The sequence below is a fragment of the Micromonospora saelicesensis genome, from assembly GCF_900091575.1.
In the GTDB taxonomy this organism is placed as follows: domain Bacteria; phylum Actinomycetota; class Actinomycetes; order Mycobacteriales; family Micromonosporaceae; genus Micromonospora; species Micromonospora saelicesensis.
Window position 1 is genome coordinate 387,887 of the sequence record NZ_FMCR01000006.1, and the last position, 22,807, is coordinate 410,693.

General features: G+C 72.7%; 21 protein-coding genes. 6 read left to right on the forward strand and 15 right to left on the reverse strand.

What is annotated here, in order from left to right:
- Nucleotides 1–18: 18 nt before the first annotated feature.
- The 3 genes from GA0070561_RS25785 to GA0070561_RS25795 all read right to left on the reverse strand — a co-directional run bounded on the left by GA0070561_RS25785 (nt 19) and on the right by GA0070561_RS25795 (nt 5,156).
- Nucleotides 19–3,561, reverse strand: a complete 3,543-nt coding sequence (locus GA0070561_RS25785; RefSeq protein ID WP_091406175.1) for an ATP-dependent helicase — start codon at nt 3,559–3,561, stop codon at nt 19–21.
- Between the two features lie 195 nt (nt 3,562–3,756).
- Entirely contained in the window at nt 3,757–4,302 is a 546-nt protein-coding gene (locus GA0070561_RS25790; protein WP_091406178.1) for an LOG family protein, read from the reverse strand.
- On the reverse strand, nt 4,302–5,156 hold the full coding sequence (locus tag GA0070561_RS25795) for an LOG family protein (protein ID WP_091406179.1): 855 nt from the start codon (nt 5,154–5,156) through the stop codon (nt 4,302–4,304). The genes GA0070561_RS25790 and GA0070561_RS25795 overlap by 1 nt, the downstream gene beginning before the upstream one ends.
- 154 nt (nt 5,157–5,310) lie before the next feature.
- Between GA0070561_RS25795 and GA0070561_RS33770 the strand changes: the two genes are divergently transcribed.
- Complete coding sequence (locus GA0070561_RS33770) at nt 5,311–5,478, forward strand: hypothetical protein (RefSeq protein WP_167362488.1); 168 nt, start codon at nt 5,311–5,313, stop codon at nt 5,476–5,478.
- Nucleotides 5,479–5,528: 50 nt separating this feature from the next.
- Here the strand turns inward: GA0070561_RS33770 and dapE are convergent, their stop codons facing one another.
- Nucleotides 5,529–6,602: a succinyl-diaminopimelate desuccinylase gene (gene dapE / locus GA0070561_RS25800; protein WP_091406181.1), complete on the reverse strand. Its 1,074-nt coding sequence runs from the start codon at nt 6,600–6,602 to the stop codon at nt 5,529–5,531.
- Between the two features lie 78 nt (nt 6,603–6,680).
- Between dapE and dapD the strand changes: the two genes are divergently transcribed.
- Nucleotides 6,681–7,640: a 2,3,4,5-tetrahydropyridine-2,6-dicarboxylate N-succinyltransferase gene (gene dapD / locus GA0070561_RS25805; protein ID WP_091406183.1), complete on the forward strand. Its 960-nt coding sequence runs from the start codon at nt 6,681–6,683 to the stop codon at nt 7,638–7,640.
- 51 nt (nt 7,641–7,691) lie between these two features.
- On the opposite strand, the gene GA0070561_RS25810 is transcribed toward dapD, so the two are convergent.
- Nucleotides 7,692–11,111, reverse strand: coding sequence for a S8 family serine peptidase (locus tag GA0070561_RS25810; protein ID WP_091406185.1), 3,420 nt, complete (start codon nt 11,109–11,111; stop codon nt 7,692–7,694).
- A gap of 76 nt (nt 11,112–11,187) precedes the next feature.
- Between GA0070561_RS25810 and GA0070561_RS25815 the strand changes: the two genes are divergently transcribed.
- A complete protein-coding gene (locus GA0070561_RS25815; protein WP_091406187.1) occupies nt 11,188–11,745 on the forward strand; it encodes a sugar O-acetyltransferase in 558 nt (185 codons plus the stop codon).
- On the opposite strand, the gene GA0070561_RS25820 is transcribed toward GA0070561_RS25815, so the two are convergent.
- The 5 genes from GA0070561_RS25820 to fdxA are packed head-to-tail and all read right to left on the reverse strand — an operon-like array spanning nt 11,742 to nt 15,518.
- Nucleotides 11,742–12,389 (reverse strand): nucleoside/nucleotide kinase family protein, encoded by a 648-nt coding sequence (locus GA0070561_RS25820; protein WP_091406189.1) that lies wholly within the window; start codon nt 12,387–12,389, stop codon nt 11,742–11,744. The two genes, GA0070561_RS25815 and GA0070561_RS25820, sit on opposite strands and share 4 nt — an antisense overlap.
- The gene (locus tag GA0070561_RS25825) at nt 12,389–13,039 is read right to left on the reverse strand and encodes an SIMPL domain-containing protein (RefSeq protein ID WP_091406191.1); all 651 of its coding nucleotides are present in this window, start codon (nt 13,037–13,039) and stop codon (nt 12,389–12,391) included. The genes GA0070561_RS25820 and GA0070561_RS25825 overlap by 1 nt, the downstream gene beginning before the upstream one ends.
- A gap of 10 nt (nt 13,040–13,049) precedes the next feature.
- Nucleotides 13,050–14,069: a prephenate dehydrogenase gene (locus GA0070561_RS25830; protein ID WP_091406193.1), complete on the reverse strand. Its 1,020-nt coding sequence runs from the start codon at nt 14,067–14,069 to the stop codon at nt 13,050–13,052.
- A gap of 22 nt (nt 14,070–14,091) precedes the next feature.
- Nucleotides 14,092–15,195, reverse strand: coding sequence for a succinyldiaminopimelate transaminase (gene dapC, locus GA0070561_RS25835; protein WP_167362494.1), 1,104 nt, complete (start codon nt 15,193–15,195; stop codon nt 14,092–14,094).
- Nucleotides 15,192–15,518 carry a ferredoxin gene (gene fdxA / locus GA0070561_RS25840; RefSeq protein ID WP_030490464.1) on the reverse strand — a complete coding sequence of 109 codons (327 nt, stop codon included), beginning with the start codon at nt 15,516–15,518 and terminating at the stop codon, nt 15,192–15,194. The genes dapC and fdxA overlap by 4 nt, the downstream gene beginning before the upstream one ends.
- A gap of 79 nt (nt 15,519–15,597) precedes the next feature.
- On the opposite strand from fdxA, the gene GA0070561_RS25845 reads away from it, so the two are divergent.
- Nucleotides 15,598–16,614, forward strand: coding sequence for a GNAT family N-acetyltransferase (locus tag GA0070561_RS25845; RefSeq protein WP_091406196.1), 1,017 nt, complete (start codon nt 15,598–15,600; stop codon nt 16,612–16,614).
- 91 nt (nt 16,615–16,705) lie between these two features.
- Here GA0070561_RS25845 and GA0070561_RS25850 read toward each other — a convergent pair whose 3' ends face one another.
- The 3 genes from GA0070561_RS25850 to mshB all read right to left on the reverse strand — a co-directional run bounded on the left by GA0070561_RS25850 (nt 16,706) and on the right by mshB (nt 18,667).
- Complete coding sequence (locus tag GA0070561_RS25850; protein ID WP_091406199.1) at nt 16,706–17,170, reverse strand: hypothetical protein; 465 nt, start codon at nt 17,168–17,170, stop codon at nt 16,706–16,708.
- Nucleotides 17,171–17,285: 115 nt separating this feature from the next.
- The gene (locus tag GA0070561_RS25855; RefSeq protein WP_091406514.1) at nt 17,286–17,723 is read right to left on the reverse strand and encodes a hypothetical protein; all 438 of its coding nucleotides are present in this window, start codon (nt 17,721–17,723) and stop codon (nt 17,286–17,288) included.
- Nucleotides 17,724–17,740: 17 nt separating this feature from the next.
- On the reverse strand, nt 17,741–18,667 hold the full coding sequence (gene mshB / locus GA0070561_RS25860) for an N-acetyl-1-D-myo-inositol-2-amino-2-deoxy-alpha-D-glucopyranoside deacetylase (RefSeq protein WP_091406202.1): 927 nt from the start codon (nt 18,665–18,667) through the stop codon (nt 17,741–17,743).
- 87 nt (nt 18,668–18,754) lie between these two features.
- On the opposite strand from mshB, the gene GA0070561_RS25865 reads away from it, so the two are divergent.
- Complete coding sequence (locus GA0070561_RS25865; RefSeq protein ID WP_091406204.1) at nt 18,755–20,899, forward strand: S9 family peptidase; 2,145 nt, start codon at nt 18,755–18,757, stop codon at nt 20,897–20,899.
- A 9-nt stretch (nt 20,900–20,908) separates the two neighbouring features.
- Here the strand turns inward: GA0070561_RS25865 and GA0070561_RS25870 are convergent, their stop codons facing one another.
- Nucleotides 20,909–21,322, reverse strand: coding sequence for a nuclear transport factor 2 family protein (locus GA0070561_RS25870; RefSeq protein ID WP_091406206.1), 414 nt, complete (start codon nt 21,320–21,322; stop codon nt 20,909–20,911).
- 68 nt (nt 21,323–21,390) lie between these two features.
- Nucleotides 21,391–21,789 carry a winged helix-turn-helix transcriptional regulator gene (locus GA0070561_RS25875; RefSeq protein ID WP_091406207.1) on the reverse strand — a complete coding sequence of 133 codons (399 nt, stop codon included), beginning with the start codon at nt 21,787–21,789 and terminating at the stop codon, nt 21,391–21,393.
- Between the two features lie 106 nt (nt 21,790–21,895).
- Here GA0070561_RS25875 and GA0070561_RS25880 point away from each other — a divergent pair, with 106 nt between their 5' ends.
- Nucleotides 21,896–22,798 carry an NADP-dependent oxidoreductase gene (locus tag GA0070561_RS25880; RefSeq protein WP_091406209.1) on the forward strand — a complete coding sequence of 301 codons (903 nt, stop codon included), beginning with the start codon at nt 21,896–21,898 and terminating at the stop codon, nt 22,796–22,798.
- Nucleotides 22,799–22,807 lie beyond the last annotated feature (9 nt).

Here is a 22,807-nt window from a genome sequence, read left to right on the forward strand (position 1 = left end):
GCGACTGGGCTCGCAAGCTCACTCCTCGCCCTCACCTGTGCGTCGGACGGTGGGCGGCTCGACGACCTGGCGACCCTGCCCGGAGACCGGGCAGCTGGTGCGCACCGGGCAGACCCGGCACTTCGAGTTGGCCACCGCGGCGAACGTGGCGGCTGCCATCGTATCGGCGGTCCGCCGGACCAGCGCCGTCGCCCAACCGGCCGCCGGCCCCTCGCTGGCAGCGGGCTGATTCTGCTCCCTGGCGTCCTTGGCGGAGGTCCCGAGCTGCACCAGCGCGGCGCCCCCGGACTCGTCGCCGAACTCGGCGAACGCCCCCGCCTCCACCGCCGCCTGGTAGGCGCCGAGCTGCGGGTGCTCCGCCAGGTCGGTGCCGGTGACGGCGGTGGACTTGCCGGTCTTCAAGTCGATCACCACGAGCCGTCCGGCCTCGTCGACCTCCAGCCGGTCGACCCGGCCGGTCAGGTCGATGGGCCGGTTCGGGTCGTCCAGGCGGACGGCGAACTCGTGCTCGATGGCGAGCAACCGGCGCGGGTTGGTGGCCAGCCAGCGCAGCAGCTTGTCGACCATCGCCTCGGCGCGTTCCCGCTCCGGCCCGGCCATCCACCGGGCCGCCAGCTCGATCGCGTCGAACCGCGCGGCCACGTAGTCGAGCAGCGCGCCCCGGTCGGCACTGGCGTCCTCGGCGAGCATCGCGGCCGCGTGCACCAGGTTGCCCACCCCCTGCGCGGTGCTGGTCGGGCCGCTACCGCCGTGCCGTTCCAGCAGCCAGCGCAGGCTGCACCGCAGCGCGCTCTCCATGGCCGACGGAGTCACCCGCACCGGGTCGCCGTCGTCGACTAGCGGCCGGTCGTCGGAGAGCACCCGCAACCCCCACCAGTCGTCGGGGTGCGCGCCGGGCACCCCGGCGGCGGCGAGCCGGGCCAGCTCGGCCGCCGCGGCGCGCCGCCGGGCCGCCGGGGCCGCCGGGTCGGTGATGGCGGTACGCAGTTCCGCTACCAACGCCGGCAGGGTGAGCGCCCGGGGTGGACGGGTCACCGGCAGTGCCCCGGGGCGGTCCGGCTCCTCGTCGCCGGTCTCGCCCACCGCAGCGCCGCCGGTGCCGGCGGTGCCGCCGGAGGACGGCTCGGTGCGGGGACCGGGCGGCGGGCCGGGCGCCGTCGGCGGTGTGGGCGGCGTGCTCGGCGGGGTCGGTGGCGGTGTGCTCGGGCCCAGCTCGTGCAGGAACCGGCTGGGCTGCTCCTCGTGGTCGTCCCCGCCGACGGCGGCCGACGCCACGGCGCTGACCAGCAGCCGGTGCCGGGCCCGACTGATGGCGACGTGGAAGAGTCGACGCTCCTCGTCCAGCAACGCCGAGGTCTGACCCACCACGTTCGCCGCTGTCGCCCCGTCGACCGACCGGCCGGCCAGCACGTCGACGAGTCGCTCGGAGCCGAGCAGGCTGCCGCGCAGCCGCAGGTCCGGCCAGATGCCCTCCTGCACGCCGGCCACCGCGACCAGGTCCCATTCCAGGCCCTTCGCGGCGTGCGCGGTGAGCAGGCGTACCGCCGCACCCCGGTCGGCGGTCGGGGCGATGGTGTCGGCCGGCAGGTCCTGGGCGAGCACGTGGTCGAGGAAGACCTCGGTACGCGCGCCGGGCAGCCGGTCGGTGAACCGGGCCGCCGCGTCGAAGAGGACCAGCACGGCGTCCAGGTCGCGGTCGGCAGCCTCGGCCCGCCGACGCCGGGCCAGGTCGCCCTCGCCGGCCTCCGGGCGCCCCTGGTTGATCGCGCCGGCCCACCGCTCGGCGAGACCACTGGCGTGCCAGACGGCCCAGAGCACGTCCTCGGCGGTCGCACCCGGCCGGGCGGCGGCTTCCCGTGCGATGGCCAGCAGCCCGGCCACCGCCTGCGCCGGCTCGGCCCAGCGCCGTTCGATGCCGGACAACTCCTCCGGATCCTGCAACGCCTCGACGATCAGCTCCCCGGAGGGGCGTCGGTCACCGCCGGCCAACGCGAGCGCGCGCAGGCCCTGCCGCAGCCGCCGCTCGGCCAGCGGGTCGGCGCCGCCGAGCGGCGAGTGCAGCAGCGCGACGGCCGACTCCTCGTCGAGTCGTTCCGGCTCCAGCGCGCAGCGCAGCAGGAGCAGCAGCGGCGCGACCGCCGGTTGCAGGTGCAGGGGCAGATCCTCACCGTGCACCACGGTTGGTACGCCGGCAGCGTGCAGCGCCCGTCGCAGGGTCGGCAGCTGCAACGCGGTGGACCGCACCAGCACCGCCATCCGTGACCAGGGCACGCCGTCGAGCAGGTGGGCCGAGCGCAGCGCGTGGGCCAGCCAGGCGGCCTCGCTGGTCGCCGAACGGAAGGTGTGCACCTCGACCACGCCGGGTGGCGCGTCCGGCAGGGGGTGCAGCCGGCGGTGCGCGGCCGGACCCCGCAGCCGGCGACCCAGCCGGGCGATCGCCGCGAGCAGACCCGGCCCGGCCCGGTACGACGTGGTCAGCAGCACCTGCGCGGCCGGCGCACCGGATGCCGTCCGGAACCGGTGCGGGAACGTCGCCACCCCGGCCGGGTCGGCGCCCCGGAAGGCGTACGTGGAGGAGTCCGGGTCGGCGAACGCGACAAGCGACTTGCCACCACCGGCGATGACCGAGAGCAGCTCCAGTTGGGCGGGGTCGGTGTCGGCCAGCTCGTCGAGGTAGACGTACGCGAGCCGACGACGCTCGGCGGCCAGCAACTCCTCGTCGTCGCGCAGCAGCCCGGTGGCCGCCCGGACCAGCTCCGCCGGGTCGTACGCGATGGAGCCCCGGTTGCTGACGTCGCGTAGCGCGAGCACGGCGACGTACTCCCGCAGGAAGCGCGCGGCGGCCGGCCAGTCGGCGCGGCCGAGCTTCTCACCCAGGCGGGCCAGGTCGATCGGGCCCACGCCGCGCTCGGCGGCGCGCATGAGCAGGTCGCGCAGTTGGCCGGCGAACGCCCGGGTGCGCAGGGCGGGGCGCAGGTCGGTGGGCCAGCCGACCGGGTCGTCCTCGGGCTCCTCGCCCACCACGTCCAGCAGCTCACGGATGATCAGATCCTGCTCGGGGCCGGTGAGCAGCCGGGGCGACGGTTCGCCCCGCTCGGCGGCGGCGCGGCGGAGCAACCCGAAGGCGTACGCCGGGAAGGTGCGCACCAGCGGCTCGCGCAGCACCCGGTGGCCGTCCTGCGCGATCCGGGCCTCGATGCGCTGTCGCAGTGCGGTGGCGCCCCGACGGCCGAAGGTCAGCACCAGGATCCGTTCGGGGTCGACCCCCTCGGCCACCCGGGCGGCGACCGCCTCGACCAGCGTGCTGGTCTTGCCGGTGCCCGGGCCGCCGAGCACGAGCATCGGCCCGTCGGTGTGCCCGACCACCTCGGCCTGCACCGGATCGGCCCGCCAGCCACCGCCGACGGCCAGCTCGGGCCCGGCCACGCCATCGGGTCCACCCGACGCGCCGACACCGCCTCCGGACGTGCCGCCGTTGGCGAGCACGGAAGCGCTGTCAGGCGTCGTCCCGTCCCCCCGCGCCGGCCCTCCGGGCCGCCGCACCAACCGGTACGCCTGCATCAGCTCATCCCATCAGACCCATACGACACCCACCCACCCACCCAAACCCCACCCGCCCCACACCCCGTCCACCCCACCCCATCCACTCTCGTCGATCATGAGGTTGGCGGCGCGACACGCCGACGGCCGCGTCGCCAACTCCATGATCACCGCGGCCCAGCCGGGTGGGGTGGGCGGTGGGGGTGGGCTGGGGGGTCAGGTCAGGTGGGATTCCAGGACGTCGAGGGCCTCGGTGACGGTGGTGGTGACCGTCAGGAGGTCGCGGCCGGCGGGCTTGAGGAAGGTCTGGTCGGCCAGCGCGTCGAGCCAGTCCAGCAGAGGGCGGTAGAACCCGTCGGTGTCGATCAGCACCATCGGCTTGGCGTGCAGGGCGAGGGTGGCGGTGGTCCAGACTTCGAACAACTCGTCCAGGGTGCCCAGCCCGCCGGGCAGGGTGAGGAAGGCATCCGACTTGTCGATCATCAAGGTCTTGCGGCTGGCCATCGAGTCGGTCACCAGCAGCTCGTCCGAGGCCAGGTCGGCGACCTCCAGGTCGACCAGCGACTGCGGGATCACGCCGACGGTGCGTCCACCGGCGGATCGGGCGCCGTCCGCCAGCGCGCCCATCATTCCGACGCAGCCACCGCCGCTGACCAGCGTGTGGCCGCGCCGGGCCAGCTCCGCGCCGGTCTCTGCGGCCAGATCCAACCAACGCTGATCGAGGGTACGAGAGGAGGCACAGAAGACGCAGATCGCCGCCATCAGTCGTGGTCCCGAGCCTGAACGGCTGCGGCCTGCTGGTCTGCGCCGGTGCGCGCGACGGCCTCCTCGCGGACCGCCTCCTGCTCGGCGGAGAGCGCGGCCTCCGACGCGACGATGTACCGGACCGCCTCGTTGACGTCGTCGGTGAGGCAGATCAGGTCCAGGTCAACCGGCCCGATCTTGCCGGTGGCGGCCATCGTGTCGCGCAGCCAGTCCAGCAGACCCTGCCAGTAGGCGACGCCCATGAGCACCACCGGGAACCGGGTGACCTTGCCGGTCTGCACCAGGGTGAGCGCCTCGAACAACTCGTCCATGGTGCCGAACCCGCCGGGCAGCACGACGAACGCCTGGGCGTACTTGACGAACATCGTCTTGCGGGCGAAGAAGTAGCGGAAGTCGATGGCCAGGTCGACCCAGTCGTTGATGCCCTGCTCGAACGGAAGCTCGATGCCGAGGCCCACGGAGAGCCCACCGGCCTCGCTGGCGCCCCGGTTGGCGGCCTCCATCACGCCGGGCCCACCTCCGGTGATCACCGCGTAGCCGGCTCGGGCCAGCGCACCGCCCAACTGCTCGGCCAACTGGCACTCGGCGCTGTCCGGCGCGCTGCGCGCGGAGCCGAAGACGCTGACCGCGGACGGCACGTCGGCGAGGGTGTCGAAACCTTCGACGAACTCGGCGAGGATGCGCAGCGCACGCCAGGCGTCCTTGGTCTTCCAGTCGCCCCGCCCCCGTGAATCCAGCAGTCGCTGGTCGGCGGTGCTGCTCGGGATCGCCCCTCTGCGCAGGGTGACCGCACCGCGATGCCGCTCCTGTCCCGGACCGCGACCGGCCTCCCGCCCGTTGCTCTGGCTCATGGGGCAACCGTAGTGGAGCAGCACCGCTCGGGTGCGCGGGGCGGGGACGCCGAGAAATTGTTCGGGATCATGGGCAACTATTCGGCGCTCCCGTACGTCTTACTATTCACATACCGGGTATGCCCCGGCGCGCGCCTTCGGGGGAGGAGACAGCGTGATCAGTAACAGCGAGATGATCCGGATCCGTCGCCAGATGCAGCGACGGATCCGAGACGTGGTGGCCGAACGCCGCCGCATCCGCCAGCAGAACCCAATCCCCACCTCCCCCACCCCATCCGGAGCCGATCAAGAGGTTTGCGTCGCCGACAACGGGCCAGGCTGACGCAAACCTCTTGATCACCGGGGCGACCGGACGCGACGGGGCGACCGGGGTCAGGCCGGGGCCAGCCAGCGGTGCAGGGTTGCCGCGCCGTCGCGGATCTTGCTGATCTCGACGTGCTCGTCGGGGTGGTGCGCGAGGTTCGGGTCGCCCGGGCCGAAGTTCAGCGCGGGAATGCCCATCGCCGCGAACCGGGCCACGTCCGTCCAGCCCAGCTTGCCGATCGGCGCGGCGCCGACCGCCGCCAGGAACTCCTTCGCGGGGGCCGCGTCGAGCCCGGGCGCGGCACCGGCAGCCGTGTCGGTGACGGTCACCTCGAAGCCGGCGAACACCTCACGCAGGTGCGCTTCCGCCTCGGCCGGGGTGCGGTCCGGGGCGAACCGGTAGTTGACCTCGACCTCACAGAGGTCGGGGACCACGTTGCCGGCCACTCCACCGTTGATCCGCACCGCGTTCATGCCCTCGCGGTAGTCGCAGCCGTCGATGGTGACCCGGCGTGCCTCGTACGTCTGGAGGCGTCGCAGCACCTCGCCGGCGGCGTGGATGGCGTTCACCCCGTGCCAGGAACGCGCCGAGTGGGCGCGTACGCCGGTCGTGGTGACCACCGAGCGCATGGTGCCCTGGCAGCCCGCCTCGACGATGCCGTACGTCGGCTCCAGCAGCACCGCGAAGTCCGCCTGCAACCACTCCGGGAATGCCTGGGCGACGAGGTTGAGCCCGTTGTACCGGGACTCGATCTCCTCGGCCTCGTAGAAGAAGTACGTCACGTCGTAGCGCGGCTCGGGCAGCGTCACCGCCAGGTGCAGCGCGTAAGCGGTGCCGGACTTCATGTCGGAGGTGCCGCAGCCGTACATCAGGTCGCCGCGCATGGTCGACGGAAAGTTGTTGTTCAGCGGCACCGTGTCGAGGTGTCCGGCCAGCACGACACGCTGTGACCGACCGAGGTCGGTACGTGCCATCACCGTGTTGCCGTGCCGGTGGGTGGTCAGGTGCGGTACGCCCCGCAGCACCTCTTCGACACAGTCGGCGATCGCCTTCTCGTTGAGGGACACGGACTCTATGTCGACCAGAGCGCGGGTCAGCTGCACCGGATCGGCGAGGACCTCGGGGGTCAGCGGGTTCTCCATGGTTCGCACGGTACCTTCAGGTCTGTCAGCGCGAGGAGCGAGCCGAGGTCAGCCCGGCCGTGACCGAGAGGTGTAACAGTGACGTCCGCAGATTCCGCCTGGGGCATCGGCCTGGCTACGGTCACCGCAGACGAGCAGGTGCTCGATACCTGGTACCCGACCGGCAAGCTGGGCCTGGGCGAGCTGCCGCTGGTCGCCGGCGAGGACAAGGCGGACGTGCTCGACCTGCCGCCGGCCGCGCTCGGTGACCGGTCTCTGCCCGGTCTGCGTACCGTGCAGGTGGTCACCGTGATCGGCTCGCTGGACGACCCGATCAAGGACGCGTCCGACGCGTACCTCCGGTTGCACCTGCTCTCGCACCGCCTGGTGCGACCCAACCAGCTCAACCTGGACGGCATCTTCGGCAAGCTGGCCAACGTGGCCTGGACGTCCGCCGGGCCGTGCCCCCCGGAGCGGGTCGACGAGCTGCGGGTGATCGAGCGGGCCGCCGGCCGGCACCTGGCGGTGTACGGGGTCGACAAGTTCCCGCGGATGACCGACTACGTGGTGCCGTCCGGGGTGCGGATCGCCGACGCCGACCGGGTCCGTCTCGGCGCGCACCTGGCCGCCGGCACCACAGTGATGCACGAGGGGTTCGTGAACTTCAACGCCGGCACTGTCGGCACCTCGATGGTCGAGGGGCGGATCGTGCAGGGCGTGCTGGTCGGCGACGGCTCCGACATCGGTGGCGGGGCCTCCATCATGGGCACCCTTTCCGGCGGCGGCACCGACAAGATCAGCATCGGTGAGCGGAGCCTGGTCGGCGCGAACGCCGGCGTCGGGATCTCGCTCGGCGACGACTGCGTGGTCGAGGCCGGCTGCTACATCACCGCCGCGTCGAAGATCACGCTCCCCGATGGCCGGGTGGTCAAGGCCCGGGAGCTGTCCGGCGTCGACGGCCTGCTGTTCTGGCGCAATTCGGTCACCGGCGGGCTGGAGGCCCGGCCGCGCACCGGCCGGGGCATCGAGCTGAACGCCGCCCTGCACGCCAACGACTGACGGACCCGCCGGGTCCGCGGCGCTCGGCCGCGGACCCGGACGGGGTACGCCTCAACGCAACCGGTACGCCTGGATGATCCGTTGGGTCACCGTGTTGCCGGCGGTGTCCCGGGCGGTGGCCCGCAGCGACACGTGGCCGGCGCCGGCCGGATGCCGCAACAGGGCCGACCAGCCGTCGACCGAGGTGCGGACCAGCTTCGCCTTGCCCCAGGTCTTCCCGCCGTCGTACGAGACGTCGACGGCGAGCTTCTCCACCCGGCTGGCCGGTGCGCCGGGCTGCCGCTGCACCCGCACCGGCACGACGAAGCCCTGACCGGCCGGAGCGCTGTTGTCGACCCGCAGTGGCGGCGCGAAGCGAACCGCCGACAGCGGCAGCCGGGCCGGCGTGTCACCGGCGACGTGCCTCGACCGGAAGGTCCAGGTGGATTCCACCTCGGTGCTCAGGTCGGTGAAGCTCCGCTTCGCCGACGTGACGAGCCGGTAGTCCGCCGCGCCCGGTGGCACTGTGAACTCTCCGGAGCCGGCGTACTCGTTCTCACCGACCAGCTTGCCGTTGCGCCACAGCGTGGTGTGCTCGCTGTCGGTCAGCGAGGCGCCCGGGTGCCCGGCCGCGTCGCTGAACATCGGCACGCCGACCAGGATGGTGTCGCCCACCCGGCTGACGCTCTGTTCCGGCCAGCGCGGTTTCGGGAAGGACGGTGCGTACGGCGACTGGTTCCAGATCTCCTGGACCGTCCGTCCGGCCCGGTACGCGGTGGGGATGGAGAAGAGCGCTGCCTTCGGGTTCAACCAGCCGTCCTCGTCCACCGTCCCGAAGTAGATGTCGGATTCCCACTTCACGTTCCTGGTGTTGTAGTACTCGACCCGCTGGCCAGGCACGGCGATGGGCAGGATCACGGCGGAGCCGCCGACGTTGTACTCCAGCACCGGGTACACGGTCCGCTCGGCCGCCATGCCCGGGTAGTCACCGCGGAGCTGGTGCACGACGGTGGCCAGGTCCCGTCGGGCGTAGTCGCGGACGAACCCCGTGGGCATCCGGCCAGGGATCGCCTCGGCCAACGCGTACAGGTACGGGCTGGTGGCCGGGTCCGGCTTGGTCCAGTTGCTGCTGACTGTGGCGACGAACTTGTCGGCGGAGACCGGCTTGCCGAGCTGACCGCTGGTCAGGCCGGTGAACGTCTCCGCCCAGAGCCCGACGCCGTACCCACTGCCGTCGTCGGCGGTGAAGTTGGCGCTGAGGTCGATCAGTTGCGGAACGGCGCTCCGGTCCGGAACGGTCGTCCGCACCGGCTTGGCCCGGCGAGCGTCCACGACGATCCGGGTGTCCTGATCGACAGTCAGTTCGGGCTGCGCCAACAGGGACATCCCGCGCTGCTCATCTTCCGGCCCGGGCTCGAAGACGAGGCCGGTCAGGCCGTAGTGCCCCTTGGGCACCCGCACGGTGGCCACCCCGTCGGAACTGACGAGGTCCCAGGTGCCAAAGGTGTCCATCCCGACCAGCGCGGTCCAGTGGTCCGCGGTGCGCGCGCCAACGCGGTTCAGGTGCTCCACCGTCAGCGTGTAGCTCTCCACCTCCCGGTTCACGGCCAGCGGAGTGACAGCGACCGCCGCACCGGACCGGGCCACGATCCGCCCGGTCCAGTAACCGTCGGCGTCGCCGAGCCGGGTGTCAGTGGTGACGGTAGTGGCGGCCGTGCCGCCCGCCGGCACTGTGAGTTGGTTGGCGCCCAGGACGAACAGGCCGGCCGGCAGCGCCCGACCGCCGGGGCCGGCGCCCTCGATGCTGAGGTCCACTGTGACCGGGGCCGGACCGTCGTTGCGCCAGGTCACCGTGCGGGTGATCGGGGCGTCGTCGCCGTGCGGCCAGAGGGTACGCCCGAACGAGACGCTCACCGGGTCGGAAGTGAGCTGCTGGGTGATTGCGTGTGCGACGTCGACCCGCCCGGCTCCCTGCTGGTAGGCGGTCTGGTCCGGGTGTGGCTTGGCGGCGGCCATCAGGGTGGCCTTGAGCCGGTCGGCTCGCCATCCCGGGTGCTGCTGCGCCAGCAGCGCAGCCGACCCGGCCACGTGCGGGGTCGCCATCGAGGTGCCGGAGAGCGTGACGTAGCGGTCGTCCACCGGATCGCCGATGACGCCGGTGGCGGACCGTGCGGCGACGATGTCGACGCCGGGCGCGGTGATGTCCGGCTTCAGCGCGTCGTCGCCGACTCGCGGGCCCCGGCTGGAGAATTCGGCCAGCTCGTCGTCGCGGTCCACCGCGCCCACGGCGAGCCCTGCGTCGGCGCTGGCCGGGGAGCCGACCGAGCCGTCCGAGCCGTCGTTGCCGGCGGCGAGGACGAACAGCGTGCCGGTCTGCGCGGTCAGGGTCTGCACGGCCTCCTCGACCGGGTCGAGCTCCGGGGTGTCCCAGCCGCTGAGGCTCATGTTGACCACTGCGGCCTTCTTCTCCACAGCGGCCCACTGCATGCCGGCGAGGATCGCCGAGTCGGTGCAGCCGCCGTCCTCACAGACCTTGCCGTCCAGCAGCGTCGCGTCCGGCGCCACACCCCGGTACTTGCCGCCGGAGGCCGCGCCGCTGCCCGCGATGGTCGATGCCACGTGGGTGCCGTGGCCGACCGTGTCACGAGCGTCGGCGACCTCGGTGAAGTTGCGCGCCTCGGCCACCTTGCCGGCCAGGTCCGGGTGGGTGGCGTCGACGCCGGTGTCCAGCACCGCGACGGACACCCCCGTACCGGTGAACCCGGCCGCCCAGGCGGTGGGCGCGCCGATCTGCGGCACGCTGTGGTCGAGGGTCACCCGTCGACGGCCGTCCAGCCAGATCCGCTCGACGCCCCCCGCCGCCTCGAGCCTGGCTCCAGCGGGACCGGTGGTGACCTTCTCCCAGACCGCGCCGAGGGAGGACTTGTCGCTGTTCAGGGCGGCGCCGCGAATCACCGGCAGGTCGCGGGTCAGCCGCGTGCCGGGCAGAGCGGCCGAGGCGCGCTTGGCGGTACCCGTCGAGCCGTACGCCACCAGCAGCGGCAGGGTGTCGCGGTGGACGTCGTCGTAACCCGCCTCGACCAGCCCGGTGACGTCGAAGAGCCGCCGGTCCACCCGGCCGGAGCGCAGCAACGGCACCGCGTCCGTCGGCGTCACGGTGAGGCGTCCGCGCTCGCGCTGGACCAGGAACTGCACGTCCTCGCGGCCGGCGCCGGGCCGGACCGAGGCACCGGACGCGGTGACGGTGACCCGGTCACCGGTGATCAGCGTGACCGTGGTCGAGCGGTTGATGGTGGGTCCACCCGGAGTGGACTGTTGGCCGGTGCCGCCCGGTGGGGCGGGCACGGCGGCCGTGGCTGAGGCGGGAGCCGGCGCGGAGAGCGCGAGCGCGAACACGAGGCCGAGGGCGGCCAATCTTCTTCCCTGGTGCAACGGATCCTCCTGGTCAAGCGTCTTGATGGATGGAGTCACATTGACAACCCAGAATTGCATACCGAGTATGCAAAATGAAGGCCAAAAAATGACGGACCGGCCACGAGCCGACGAATCGGGCCGGCATGATCGGGCGGTGACCTCCATGAAGGACAAGATGCTCGCCGGCGAGCCATACATCGCCGACGATCCCGAGATCGTCGCCGATCTGGACCGGGCCGCCCGGCTGATGGAGCGCTTCAACACCAGTCCCGCGGCCGATCCGCAGGCCCGGATCGCGGCACTGCGCGAGCTCCTCGGCGAACTGGGCGAGGACACCTGGATCCGACCACCGTTCTACTGCGACTACGGCTGGCAGATCCGGATCGGCCCGCGCAGCTTCGTCAACTACAACGCGGTCTTCCTCGACGTCGCCCGGATCACCCTCGGCGCGGACGTCCAGGTCGGCCCGAACGTGCAGCTCCTCACCCCGACGCATCCGGTCGAGCCCGGCCCGCGACGGGACAAGTGGGAGGCGGCCAAACCGATCACCATTGGCGACAACGTGTGGCTCGGCGGTGGCGCGATCGTGCTGGCCGGCGTGACGATCGGCGCGGACACCGTCGTCGGCGCGGGCGCGGTGGTCACCCGGGACCTGCCCGCCAACGTGGTGGCCGTCGGCAACCCGGCCCGGCCGGTCCGCGAACTCGGCTAGACCGTCGGTGGATCCGACAGGCGGACGACCAGGTCGGCGCGGTCGGCGCTGGGGGTGATCAGGGCGGCGTTCGACTCGTCGCTACCCAGCGCCCACGCCCGCGCCTGCTCCGGAGACCGACCGAACGCCTCGTGCCGGGCGGTCAGCCGGCGGTGCCGCACCTCGGCGTCCAGGTCGAGAAACCACGCCTCGTGCAGCAGCGGTCGGATTTCCTGCCAGGGGAAATCCGGCAACAGCAGGTAGTTGCCCTCGGTCACCACCAGCCGGACCGACGGCTGCACCTCGATCGCGCCGGCCACCGGCTCCTCCAACTCCCGGCGGAACTCCGGCGCGTAGACCGACGTCGGCTCCAACCGGTGCAGCCGGCGCAGCAGTGAGACGTACCCGTTGGCGTCGAAGGTGTCCACGGCGCCCTTGCGGTCGGCGCGGCCCAGGCGAACCAGTTGCGACTGCGCCAGGTGGAAGCCGTCCATCGGCACCAGGCAGGCAGCCGACCCGATCTCGGCGACGATCCGCTCCGCCAGTGTGGACTTCCCGGCGCCCGGTGCACCTGCGATGCCGAGCAGTTGTCGCGGGCCGGCCTCGGCGAGCACCACCGCCCGCGCCACCAACTCGTCGGCGGACAGCACCCGGGCCGGCGGCATCAGCCCAGGACCGGGTCGCTGATGGTGAAACGCGCCTGCACCGCCGCCTGCACAGTCTGCGGCTGCGGGTCCAGCTCAAGCTCCGGCGGACCACCGCCCGCGCCACCACCCCCGGCGAAGGCCGCACGGGCGAACATCGGCCGGTCGGCGGGGCCGGCATCGGCCAGCTCGATCAACGAGGTGACCCGGGCACCCAGCGCCTCCGCGTACTCCCGGGCCCGCAGCAGCGCGTCGCTGATCGCGGCGTGCCGGGCCGCACGATGGGCGGGGCTGTCCGGACGAAGCTCCCACCACGGGCCGGCCACCTCGACCTGGTCCTGGTCGGCGAGCCGGAGCATCAGCTCACCCAGCGCGGTGAAGTCGGTGACAGTGACGGTGGTGGTGACACTGCCGTGCCAGGCGACCACCCGCTCACCCGAGCGCCGGGTCTCCGGCCGCACCCGCAGGTCGCCGGTCTCCCGCCGCGCCACCGCCGGCCCGGAGCCGTCCAGCAGCACCCGGACCGCCGCGGCCCGCTCGGCCAACCGGGTCAGCGTCGCCTCCCGGTCCCGGTCCCGGGCTGTCGCGGTGACCGCGAACCGGGCCAGCTCGGGAGGCACCTCCCGGTACGCCTCGCCGCGCACCTGCACCACCGGACCGTCCACCGCCATGCCCCTCAGCCTAGTCAGCGACGGGGCGCCGCGCCGCGTAGGAGACGGTGTCCGCGTCGACGTGCAGGCCGGTCAGGTAGCCGCCGGCCACCCCCAGCTCGCGCAACCAGGACACCTCTGCGGCGTGGTCACCACCGGCCGGGAACTGCCGGTCGTACGCGTCGAACCGCCGGTCGCGCAGCGCCACGCGAGAGGCCCGCGCCTCGTCGTACCTGGCGGTGAGCGCTGGCGCGTCATCGGCGCGCAGCGCGGCGGTCAGGTCGTCCAGGAACGCGGTGACCTCGGCCAGCTCACGCAGCACCCGGTCCCGGTTGCCGAGCAGCATGTTGGCGGTCCGATCGGCCGGGGTTCCGGCGACCCGGGTGCCGTCGGAGAAGCTGCCGGCGGCGAGCGCGAGGATCGCGTCGCGCAGCGGTGCGCGTTGCACGGCGCCGGCCAGCGCGCCGGCGAGCAGGTGCGGCACGTGTGAGGCGAGCGCGGCAGCCGAGTCGTGCTCCGTGGCCGACATCGGCACCACCCGGGCCTCGAAGACCTCCACCAGCAGCTCGGCCAGCCAACGGAACGCGGTGGTGGCCGGCCCGGGCGCCGGACAGAGCACCCAGGCCGCGCCGGTGAGCAGGTCCGGTCGCGCGGCCGTCAGGCCCGCCCGGTCGGTGCCCGCCATCGGGTGGCCGGGCACGAACCGGTGCGTCAGCCCCTGCGCGGCGGCGAACGCCGCCACCTGCTCCTTGGTGCTACCGACGTCGGTCAGCACACAACGCTCACCGGTCATCGCCGCCACCTCGACCAGCGTTGCCGGCAGGGTGGGCAACGGCCCGCACAGGAAGACCACGTCCCGGTCGGTCACCGCCTCGACCAGGCGGTCCGGCGCGGGTACGCCCACCCGGCGGGTCTCCCGCCGGGTGGCCTCGTCCGGGTCCCACCCGATCACGTCGATGCCGGCGGCGACCATCCGGAGCAGCACCGAACCACCGATCAGGCCGGTGCCGACCACCGCCGCCCGCACCCGCGCACCTGGCCTGTCCACCATGCTCGACCGCCCGGAGCCGCGATCAGGCGAGACGTGCCGCGACGCCGGCGATGTGCTCGTCGGACTCGGTCAGGGCGACCCGGACATGCTGCCCGGCCGTCGGGCCGTAGAAGACGCCGGCGGCGACCAGGATGCCGCGTCGGGCCAGCCAGTCGACCGTCTGCCAGCAGTCCTCACCCCTGGTCAGCCAGAGGTACAGGCCCGCCTCGGAGTGCTCGACGGTGAACCCGGCACCGGTGAACGCGGCGGCGAGCACCTCCCGCCGGGCGCGGTAACGCTCCCGCTGCTCCTCGGCGTGTCGCTCGTCCTCCAGCGCGGCCACCATGGCCGCCTGCACCGGCGCGGGCACGATCATGCCGGCGTGCTTGCGGACCTTGAGCAGCTCGGCGACGAGCGCCGGGTCGCCGGCGACGAAGCCGGCCCGGTAGCCGGCGAGGTTGGACCGCTTGGAGAGCGAGTGCACGGCCAGGACCCCGGCGTAGCTACCCCCGCTGACCTGCGGAGACAGCACCGAAACCGGCTCGGCCGACCAGCCCAGGGGCAGGTAGCACTCGTCGCTCGCGACCACCGCGCCACGTTCGCGGGCCCAGTCGACCACCTTGCGCAGGTGCGCGGCGGGCAACACCCGGCCGGTCGGGTTGCCGGGCGAGTTGACCCAGACCAACCGGACCCGCGGGGTCGGCCCGAGCGAGGTGAGCGAGTCGGTACGGACGACGGTCGCGCCGGCCAGCCGGGCGCCATCCTCGTAGGTGGGGTACGCGATCGACGGCACCACCACCACGTCACCCGGGCCGATGCCGAGCAGCGTGGGCAGCCAGGCCACCAACTCCTTCGAGCCGATGGTCGGCAGCACACCGAGACCGTCGACGCCGGCGCCACAGGCTCGGGACACCCACGCCGCGATCGCGGCCCGCAGCGCCGGCGTGCCGGCGGTCAGCGGGTAACCGGGAGCATCGGACGCGTCAGCCAACGCCCGCCGGATCACCTCGGGCACCGGGTCGACCGGCGTACCCATGGAGAGGTTGATCAGGCCCTCCGGATGCGCCGCGGCCAGCGTGGCCGCGGCGTCCAGGGTGTCCCAGGTGAACTCGGGCAGCCGCGACGAGACCGGCGCGGGCCGGTTCAGTGGCCCTCGCCGCGCGGCGGCTGCGCGGCGACGAAGGTGGCGTCCTTCTCCACCTTGCCGACCTTCGAGGCGCCACCGGGCGAGCCCAGGTCCTCGAAGAACTCGTAGTTCGCGCCGGTGTAGTCCTTCCACTGCTCCGGGACGTCGTCCTCGTAGAAGATCGCCTCCACGGGGCAGACGGGCTCACAGGCACCACAGTCGACGCACTCGTCGGGGTGGATGTAGAGCATCCGATTGCCCTCGTAAATGCAGTCGACCGGGCATTCCTCGATGCATGCCTTGTCGAGCACATCTACGCACGGCTCGGCGATGATGTAGGTCACCGGTCTTCTCCTCCGCAAGACTCGCCGCGATCTCCCGCGACGGTAAGAGCCTAGTATCTCGCCGGGGAGGGGGTCGATCGTGCTCCGACAGCAGGATGTGGGACACCGGATCGTGGTCCGCCGGATTGTGGGGATTCGCGAGGGCCGCCCACAATTTTCCGATGCCCTCGGCGAGCTGGTCGAGCTGAGCGAGACTCATCTCACGCTGGCCACCGCTCAGGGACCGCTTCGGGTTCCGGTGGCGCAGGTCCACCGCGCCAAGCGCGTTCCGCCGACCCGTCGGCCGACCGCCGCCGCGGTCGTGGCGCTCGAGCGGGCCGCCGACGAGGCCTGGCCGGCACCGACCAAGGGCCGACTCGGTGACTGGCTGCTCCGGTCGGCCGAGGGCTGGACCGGGCGTGCCAACTCGGCGCTGCCGATCGGCGACCCGGACCGACCACTGGCCGCCGCCGTCGACGCGGTGGAGCGCTGGTACGCCGAGCGGGGGCAACCCGCGTTGATCAACACGCCGCTGCCCCTCGCCGCGCCGGTCGGCGCCGAACTGGACGCCCGCGGCTGGGGCACCCGCCCGCCGACGCTGGTGCAGACCGCGCCGCTGCCCCTGCTGGTGTCAGCGTCCGCCGAAGCCCTGCCCGCCGATCTCCCCGCGACGGCCAACGACGCCGCCAACGCTCCGGCCGACGGGTGGGGCAGCGCGGTCGTCGAGCTGGCCGCCGCCCCCAGCGACGAGTGGCTGGCCATCGCCGCCGGCCGCAAGGGCGGCCTGCCGGACGCCGCCCGACACGTCCTCACCGCCGTGGACCAGGTCCGCTTCGCCCACGTGTACGCCGACAACGCCCTGGTGGCCGTCGGCCGCGGCACGGTGACCGGCCAGGGGCGCTGGTTGGGCCTCAGCCTGATCGAGGTGGTGCCGACGGCCCGCCGCCAGGGGTTGGCCCGCCGCGTGATCCACGAGCTGGTCAGTTGGGGCGCGTCCGGCGGCGCGACGCACGCGTTCCTCCAGGTCGAGCAGCGCAACACGGCGGCGGTCGCGCTCTACCAGCGGCTCGGCTTCACGACCCACCACACCTACCTGACCCGCGTCGCCCCACACTGACCCGTCGAGATCTTGAAGGGAAAACGCCCCTCCGAGGGCAGCTTCCTTCCAAGATCTACACGGCATGCCGCCGGGCGGCAGGACGGTCGGGTCAGCGGCGGACGACCCGGCGGGGCTTGGCGGCCTTGACCTCGGCGTACCGCTTGAGCTGCTGAGAGCGGTAGTCACGGCCGAGCGCGGTGAGCACCAGGTAGCCGATCAGCAACCCGGCGCCGGTGGCGAGCAGGTAGAGCCAGATCTGGGCGAAGAACGTCGCCGCGCCGCCGGCGAACGGGTTGTGACCGACCAGCAGGGGCCCGACCAGCACGGTCAGCAGCATCGCCACCGGCACCACGAGGGCCATGTCGGCTGCCCAGCCGGCCAGCGGCCGGCGTCGGCCCCAGCGGAAGGCGACCACGGCGAGGATCAGGCCGATCACCGTGAACATCGCCAGCGACACCCGGTCGGCGGCGGTGTCGTCACCGTCGAAGCCGAACCGGGTGATCAGTCGGGCGACCACGTTGACAGCGAACAGTGCCGCTACGAGCACCCCGAGGTCACGCCACCGCTTGTCCATCGCCGGACCCTCCTGCCGTACGCCCCGTCGCGGGGTTCGCATCCCTGGCAGGAATATCTACCACCCTTACCTGGGAGACGTCATCAGCCGGCAGCACCCCAAAAGCAGCCGAGCGTCAGCCGCCGAGCAGAGGCGGCTGCGGGGCGAGGATCTGCCGGAAGCCCATCACCGCGAAGGTCATCGCGCCGGCCACGATCATGGCCAGCCCGACCCAGTTGTCGCCGGCCAGCAACAGGTCGCCCTCGTTGGTCCGGATGGCGGCGACCGCCATCAGCGCGAACCACGGCACCGCCGGCAGCGCCACCGCCCACCGACGGCCGACCGCCTCGTAGGCGAACCAGCTCAGCACGATGTTGGCGCCGATGGCGAGGAGCACCGACACGCCGACCAGTTGCCCGCCGACGCGGACCGTGGCGAGCAGCAGCTCCAGTACGCCGGTCAGCACACCGGCGAGGACCACGACGATCGCACCGACCAGCCGGACGCCCAGGTCCAGCAGTCGCGGCGGTGGCCCCGCCGGGGGCGGGCCTTCCTGGTCCTCCACGACCGTCATCGGTGCGGCCGGCACTGTCACCGGAGACCCGCCGCCGCGACCGGTGACCGGTCCGGGGCGGTCTCCGCGGGCAGGCCGGCGAAGAGGTCGTCCTCCCAGCCGTACGGCCCGGTGCCCGGGCCCTTCTCACCGACCGCGAGGGTGAAGAACTCCACGCCCATGAACTCGCCACCGAAGTTGCCGGCGATCGAGTAGAGCCACGAGTTGGCCGGGATCTGGGTGGCGTGCGCCCGCATCGCGGCCTCCTTGGCCGTGTGCTGGTCGGTGCCGTCGATCCGGGCGGCGATCTGGGCGTCCGGGGTGCCGAAGGGCAGGTCGGCGATGTTCTCGATGCCGCCGAACGGGTTGTCGGCGGACTCGGCGAAATGCGTCATGCCGGCCTCCAGGACGCTGAGCGGCATGGCCGTCCAGTAGACCTTGAGCGGGGCGCAGCCCTCGGCGGTGGCCAGCTCGACGGCGCGCATGGCCACCCGGTGCGCCTGGATGTGGTCGGGGTGGCCGTAGAAGCCGTTCGGGTCGTACGTGACGAGCACCTGCGGGCGTACCTCTCGCATGATCTCCACGAGGTGCCCGGCGGCCTCGTCGAGGTCGGCCTGCCAGAAGGCCCGGGGGTGGTCGTTGGTCGCGAGCCCCATCATCCCGGAGTCGCGGTAGCGGCCGGCGCCGCCGAGGAAGCGATGGTCGGTGACGCCGAGCGCGGCGCACGCGGCGGCCAGCTCGGCCACGCGGTACCCGCCGAGCTGGTCGGCCTCGGCGGCGGCGAGCTGCGCCAGCGCGGGCACGTGGATCTCGCCCTCCTCGCCGAGCGTGCAGGTCACCAGCGTGACGTGCGCGCCGTCTGCGGCGTAGTGGGCCATCGTCGAGCCGGTGCCGATCGACTCGTCGTCGGGGTGCGCGTGGACCAGCAGCAGGCGGCGGTCGGGCAGCATCGTCACGACGGTCACTCTAACTGGCCGTTCTCCCCCGGCCGACGCTGACGCGTCCGCCCAGGTCCGCCACATCACCCCCGCTCCCGCTCTACGATTTGGGCTGTGGACTTTCCGGAGCTGGCCGCCCGCACCCGCCGGTTCAGCCACGGCGCGCCACGCGCTGTCTCGGTGGCTGAGGACGGCTCCCGGGTGATCTTCCTGCGCTCCGCCGGCCCGGAGGATCCGGCGGACGCGCTCTGGTTTCTGGACGTGAGCACCGGCGAGGAGCGGCTGGTCGCCGATCCGGCGACCCTGCTGGGCGAGGGCGGGGACGTCCGCTCCCTCTCCCCCGGCGAACGCGCGCTACGCGAGCGGCTGCGGCTCAGCGCCGCCGGCATCGGCTCGTACGCGTTGGACGCGGCCGGCCGGGTTGCGGTGTTCGCGCTGGCCGGGCGGTTGTTCCGGGCCGATCTGGTGCACGGCGACGTGGTGGAGGTGGCGGCCGTCGGCCCGGTGCTGGACCCACGTCCGGACCCGACCGGGCAGCGGCTGTCGTACGTGACGGACGCGGCCGAGGGTGTGCGCCGGGGTGAGCTGAGGGTGATCGACCCCGACGGCACCGACACCCTGCTGGCCGGCGAGGACGCCGGGGTGAGCTGGGGGTTGGCCGAGCACATCGCGGCGGAGGAGTTCGGCCGGTTCCGGGGGTACTGGTGGGCGCCCGACGGCCGCTCGGTGCTCGCCGCCCGGGTCGACGAGTCCCGCCTGGAGCGGTGGCACCTGCATGACCCGGCCGAGCCGGCGAACCCCCCGACCGCCGTCGCGTACCCCCGGGCCGGTGGCCCGAACGCGGAGGTCAGCCTGCACCTGCTGGACCTGGACGACGGCTGGGTCGACGTGCACTGGGACCGGGAGACCTACCCGTACCTGACCGGGGTCAGCTGGGGTGAGGGCAGTCCGTTGATCACCGTGCTGCGCCGCTCGCAGCAGCACGGGCTGGTGCTGGCGGTGGACCCGCGCACGGGCGAGACGCAGGTGCACGCCGAGCTGGCCGATCCGCGCTGGGTCGAGCCGATCGCCGGCACCCCCGCGCACCTGCCGGACGGCCGGGTGCTGGTCGGTGGGGAACTGGCCCACGACGGGTACGACGCCCGGTGCCTGTTCGCGGACGGCACCCTGCTCACCCCGCCGTCGCTGTACGTACGACGGGTGGTGGGTCGGCTGCCGGCCGCCGCCGGCCCGGCCGACCTGCTGGTGGAGGCGAGCGACGGCGAACCGAGCGAGCGGCACCTGTTCCGGGTCCGCACCACCATCGGCGGTGGGGTGGACGCGCGTCGGCTCACCACCGACTCCGGCTGGTACACCGCCGCGGTGGGCGGGGACGTGCTGGCCGTCGGCGTCGCGTCGCTGGATCACGCCGGGGTCCGCTGGACGGTGCGCCGCGGCGATCAGGAGATCGCCGAGCTGCGTTCGTTCGCCGCCGCCCCGCCGTACTCTCCGTTGCCGCTGCTGGAGCGGGTGACCGATCGGCGGCTGCCGGCGGCGGTGCTCTACCCGGACAACCACGTGACGGGCCGGCGGCTGCCGGTGCTGCTGGACATCTACGGCGGCCCGGGGCACCAGGAGGTCGTGGCGGCGCGGGCCGCGTGGCTGGAACGGCAGTGGTGGGCCGACGCCGGGTTCGCGGTGGTCACCATCGACAACCGGGGTACGCCGGGCGTGGCGCCGTCGTTCGAGAAGGCGATCCACCGGCGGGTCGCCGACGTGATCCTGACCGACCAGATCGACGCGCTCACTGCGCTCGCCGGCAAGCACCCGGACCTGGACCTGGGGCGGGTGGGAGTGCGCGGCTGGTCGTTCGGCGGGTGGCTGGCCGGGTTGGCGGTGCTGCGCCACCCGGAGCTGTTCCGGTGCGGAATCGCGGGTGCCCCGGTGACCGACTGGGCGCTGTACGACACCGCGTACACCGAGCGTTATCTGGGGTTGCCGGAAGACGGCCAGGACATCTACGCGCACCACTCGCTCGTCGAGTTGGCCGCCGAGCCGGTCACCAGCCCGGACCAGGCCCGCCCGTTGCTGCTGGTGCACGGGATGGCCGACGACAACGTGGTGGCCGCGCACACGCTCCGGCTCTCCGCGGCCCTGCTGAGCACCGGCCGACCGCACGCCGTGCTGCCGCTGACCGGGGCCACCCATCTGGCCGCGAACGGCACCGCCGAGCGGCTGCTCCCCCTGGAACTGGACTTCCTCCGTACCCACCTGCTGTAACGGCCACGATCACCAACGCTCCACGAGGTGTTCCCGGCCCTGCGGCGGATCGTACGGTTCGGGCCAGTAGTCGGTGATCTTGCTGATCAGCCCATGCTCGGACATCTCCAGCCAGACGCACGCGTCCTGCTGCTCGTCACCGACGCGAACGTCGAGCAACAGGGCAGCGAGGCGACCATCGGCGATCACCCGTCGCGGCCGGAGGTGCCAGTCGCCGGGATACTCGGTGTTGAACCGCAGGAACGCGTCCCTGCCGCGAATGCGCTCCCGAGTCTGCGGCATCTCGTAGACCACGTCATCGGTGAGCAGGGCGGCCAACCCGGACCAGTCGCGGCGCTCCAAAAGATCAACGTAGGCGTGGGCGGCCTGCCGGGCCGTCGAGGTGTCATCCACGGCGCGGACCATAGCCCCCGCCAGCGACAATCTGGCGAGCCCGGCGGCCTTGGCGAATACAGTCGCCGCAGCCTCCGAGGTGATCGGCGCCGTCGATTTCAGGGGCGTGCGTCGTATCGGCTCCGGGCTTCGAAGACGCGGTCCATGTGCGTCTCCGCCCAGTTCTTGATCGCGATCATGACCGGGAAGAGTTCGTGGCCGAGCGGGGTGAGCTCGTAGTCGACGCGGACCGGCACCGAGGCAGTGACCGTGCGGGTGACCAGGCCGTCGCGTTCCAGGGTGCGCAGGGTCTGGGTGAGCATCTTCTGGCTGACGCCGGCGATGCGCTGGGCGAGCTCGCCGTGCCGCTGCGGGCCGTCGACGAGCGCTGGGATCACCAGGGCGACCCACTTGTCGGTGAGCCTGCTCAGCAGCTCACGGGTCGGGCACTGGTCCAGAAACGCGTCGTAGTCGCGTTTGGCCTGCTCGCGGCGTTGCGCTGCGGTCGACGTCGCCATTCTTACCTCCGCTTGGTGCCCTAGGCACTTTAAGGTACCTACTTTCTCACAGTGCCGATGATTCGTACGGTCGTGGTGATCACGAAATCCCACGAAGGAGACGGCGATGCGCGCAGTCAGCTATGCACAGTTCGGAGGGCCGGAGGTCCTGCACGTGGCCGAGGTGCCGGTGCCCGAGCCGGGGCCGGGGCAGGTGCGGGTGCGGGTCGCCGCGTCGGTTGTCCATCCGGTCGACCTGATGGTCCGCACCGGTCGGTTCCCGGCTCCGTTGCCGACCGGTCTGCCGTACACGCCCGGCTGGGACGTTGCCGGCAGCGTCGACGCCGTCGGCCCGTCGGTCGACGAGTTCACGATCGGCGACGAGGTCATCGGCTTCTCGCCCTGGCTGCAAACCACTGTCGGCGCCCACGCCGAGTACGTAGTTCTCGACGCCGCCTGGCTGGCCTCCGCGCCCGCCGGCGTCCCCGCCACCGAGGCGGCAACCCTACCGACCAATGGCCTCGCCGCGGCCCAGGCACTCGACCTGCTCGCGCTTCCGGCGGGTTCGACAGTGCTCGTCACCGGAGCCGCCGGGCAGGTCGGTGGGTTCGTTCTGGCGCTGGCCCGGGCGGCCGGTCTGCACGCCACCGGACTGGCCGGGGCCGACGACCGCGAGTTCGTCGAGTCGCTGGGCGCGGCGTTCCTGTCGCGCACCGACGATCCGACGGGGACGTTCGACGCGGTCATCGACCTGGCGGTGATCGGCTCCTCGCTGCTGGACCTCATTCGGGACGGCGGCGGTTACGTGGCCGCGTCACCCCCGCTTCGCCCGGAGCCGGTGCGCGGAATCCGGACCGTCGCGCTGGAGGTGCTACCGGACGGAACCCGGCTGGGCGAACTGGTCAAACTCGTCACCAGCGGCGACCTCCCGCTCCGGGTCGCTGCCGTCTACCCCTTCGCCGACGCGGCGACCGCCCACGAGCGGCTGGCCCAGGGTGGCGTGCGCGGCGGCGTGGTGATCGTCCCCTGATCCCCAGCG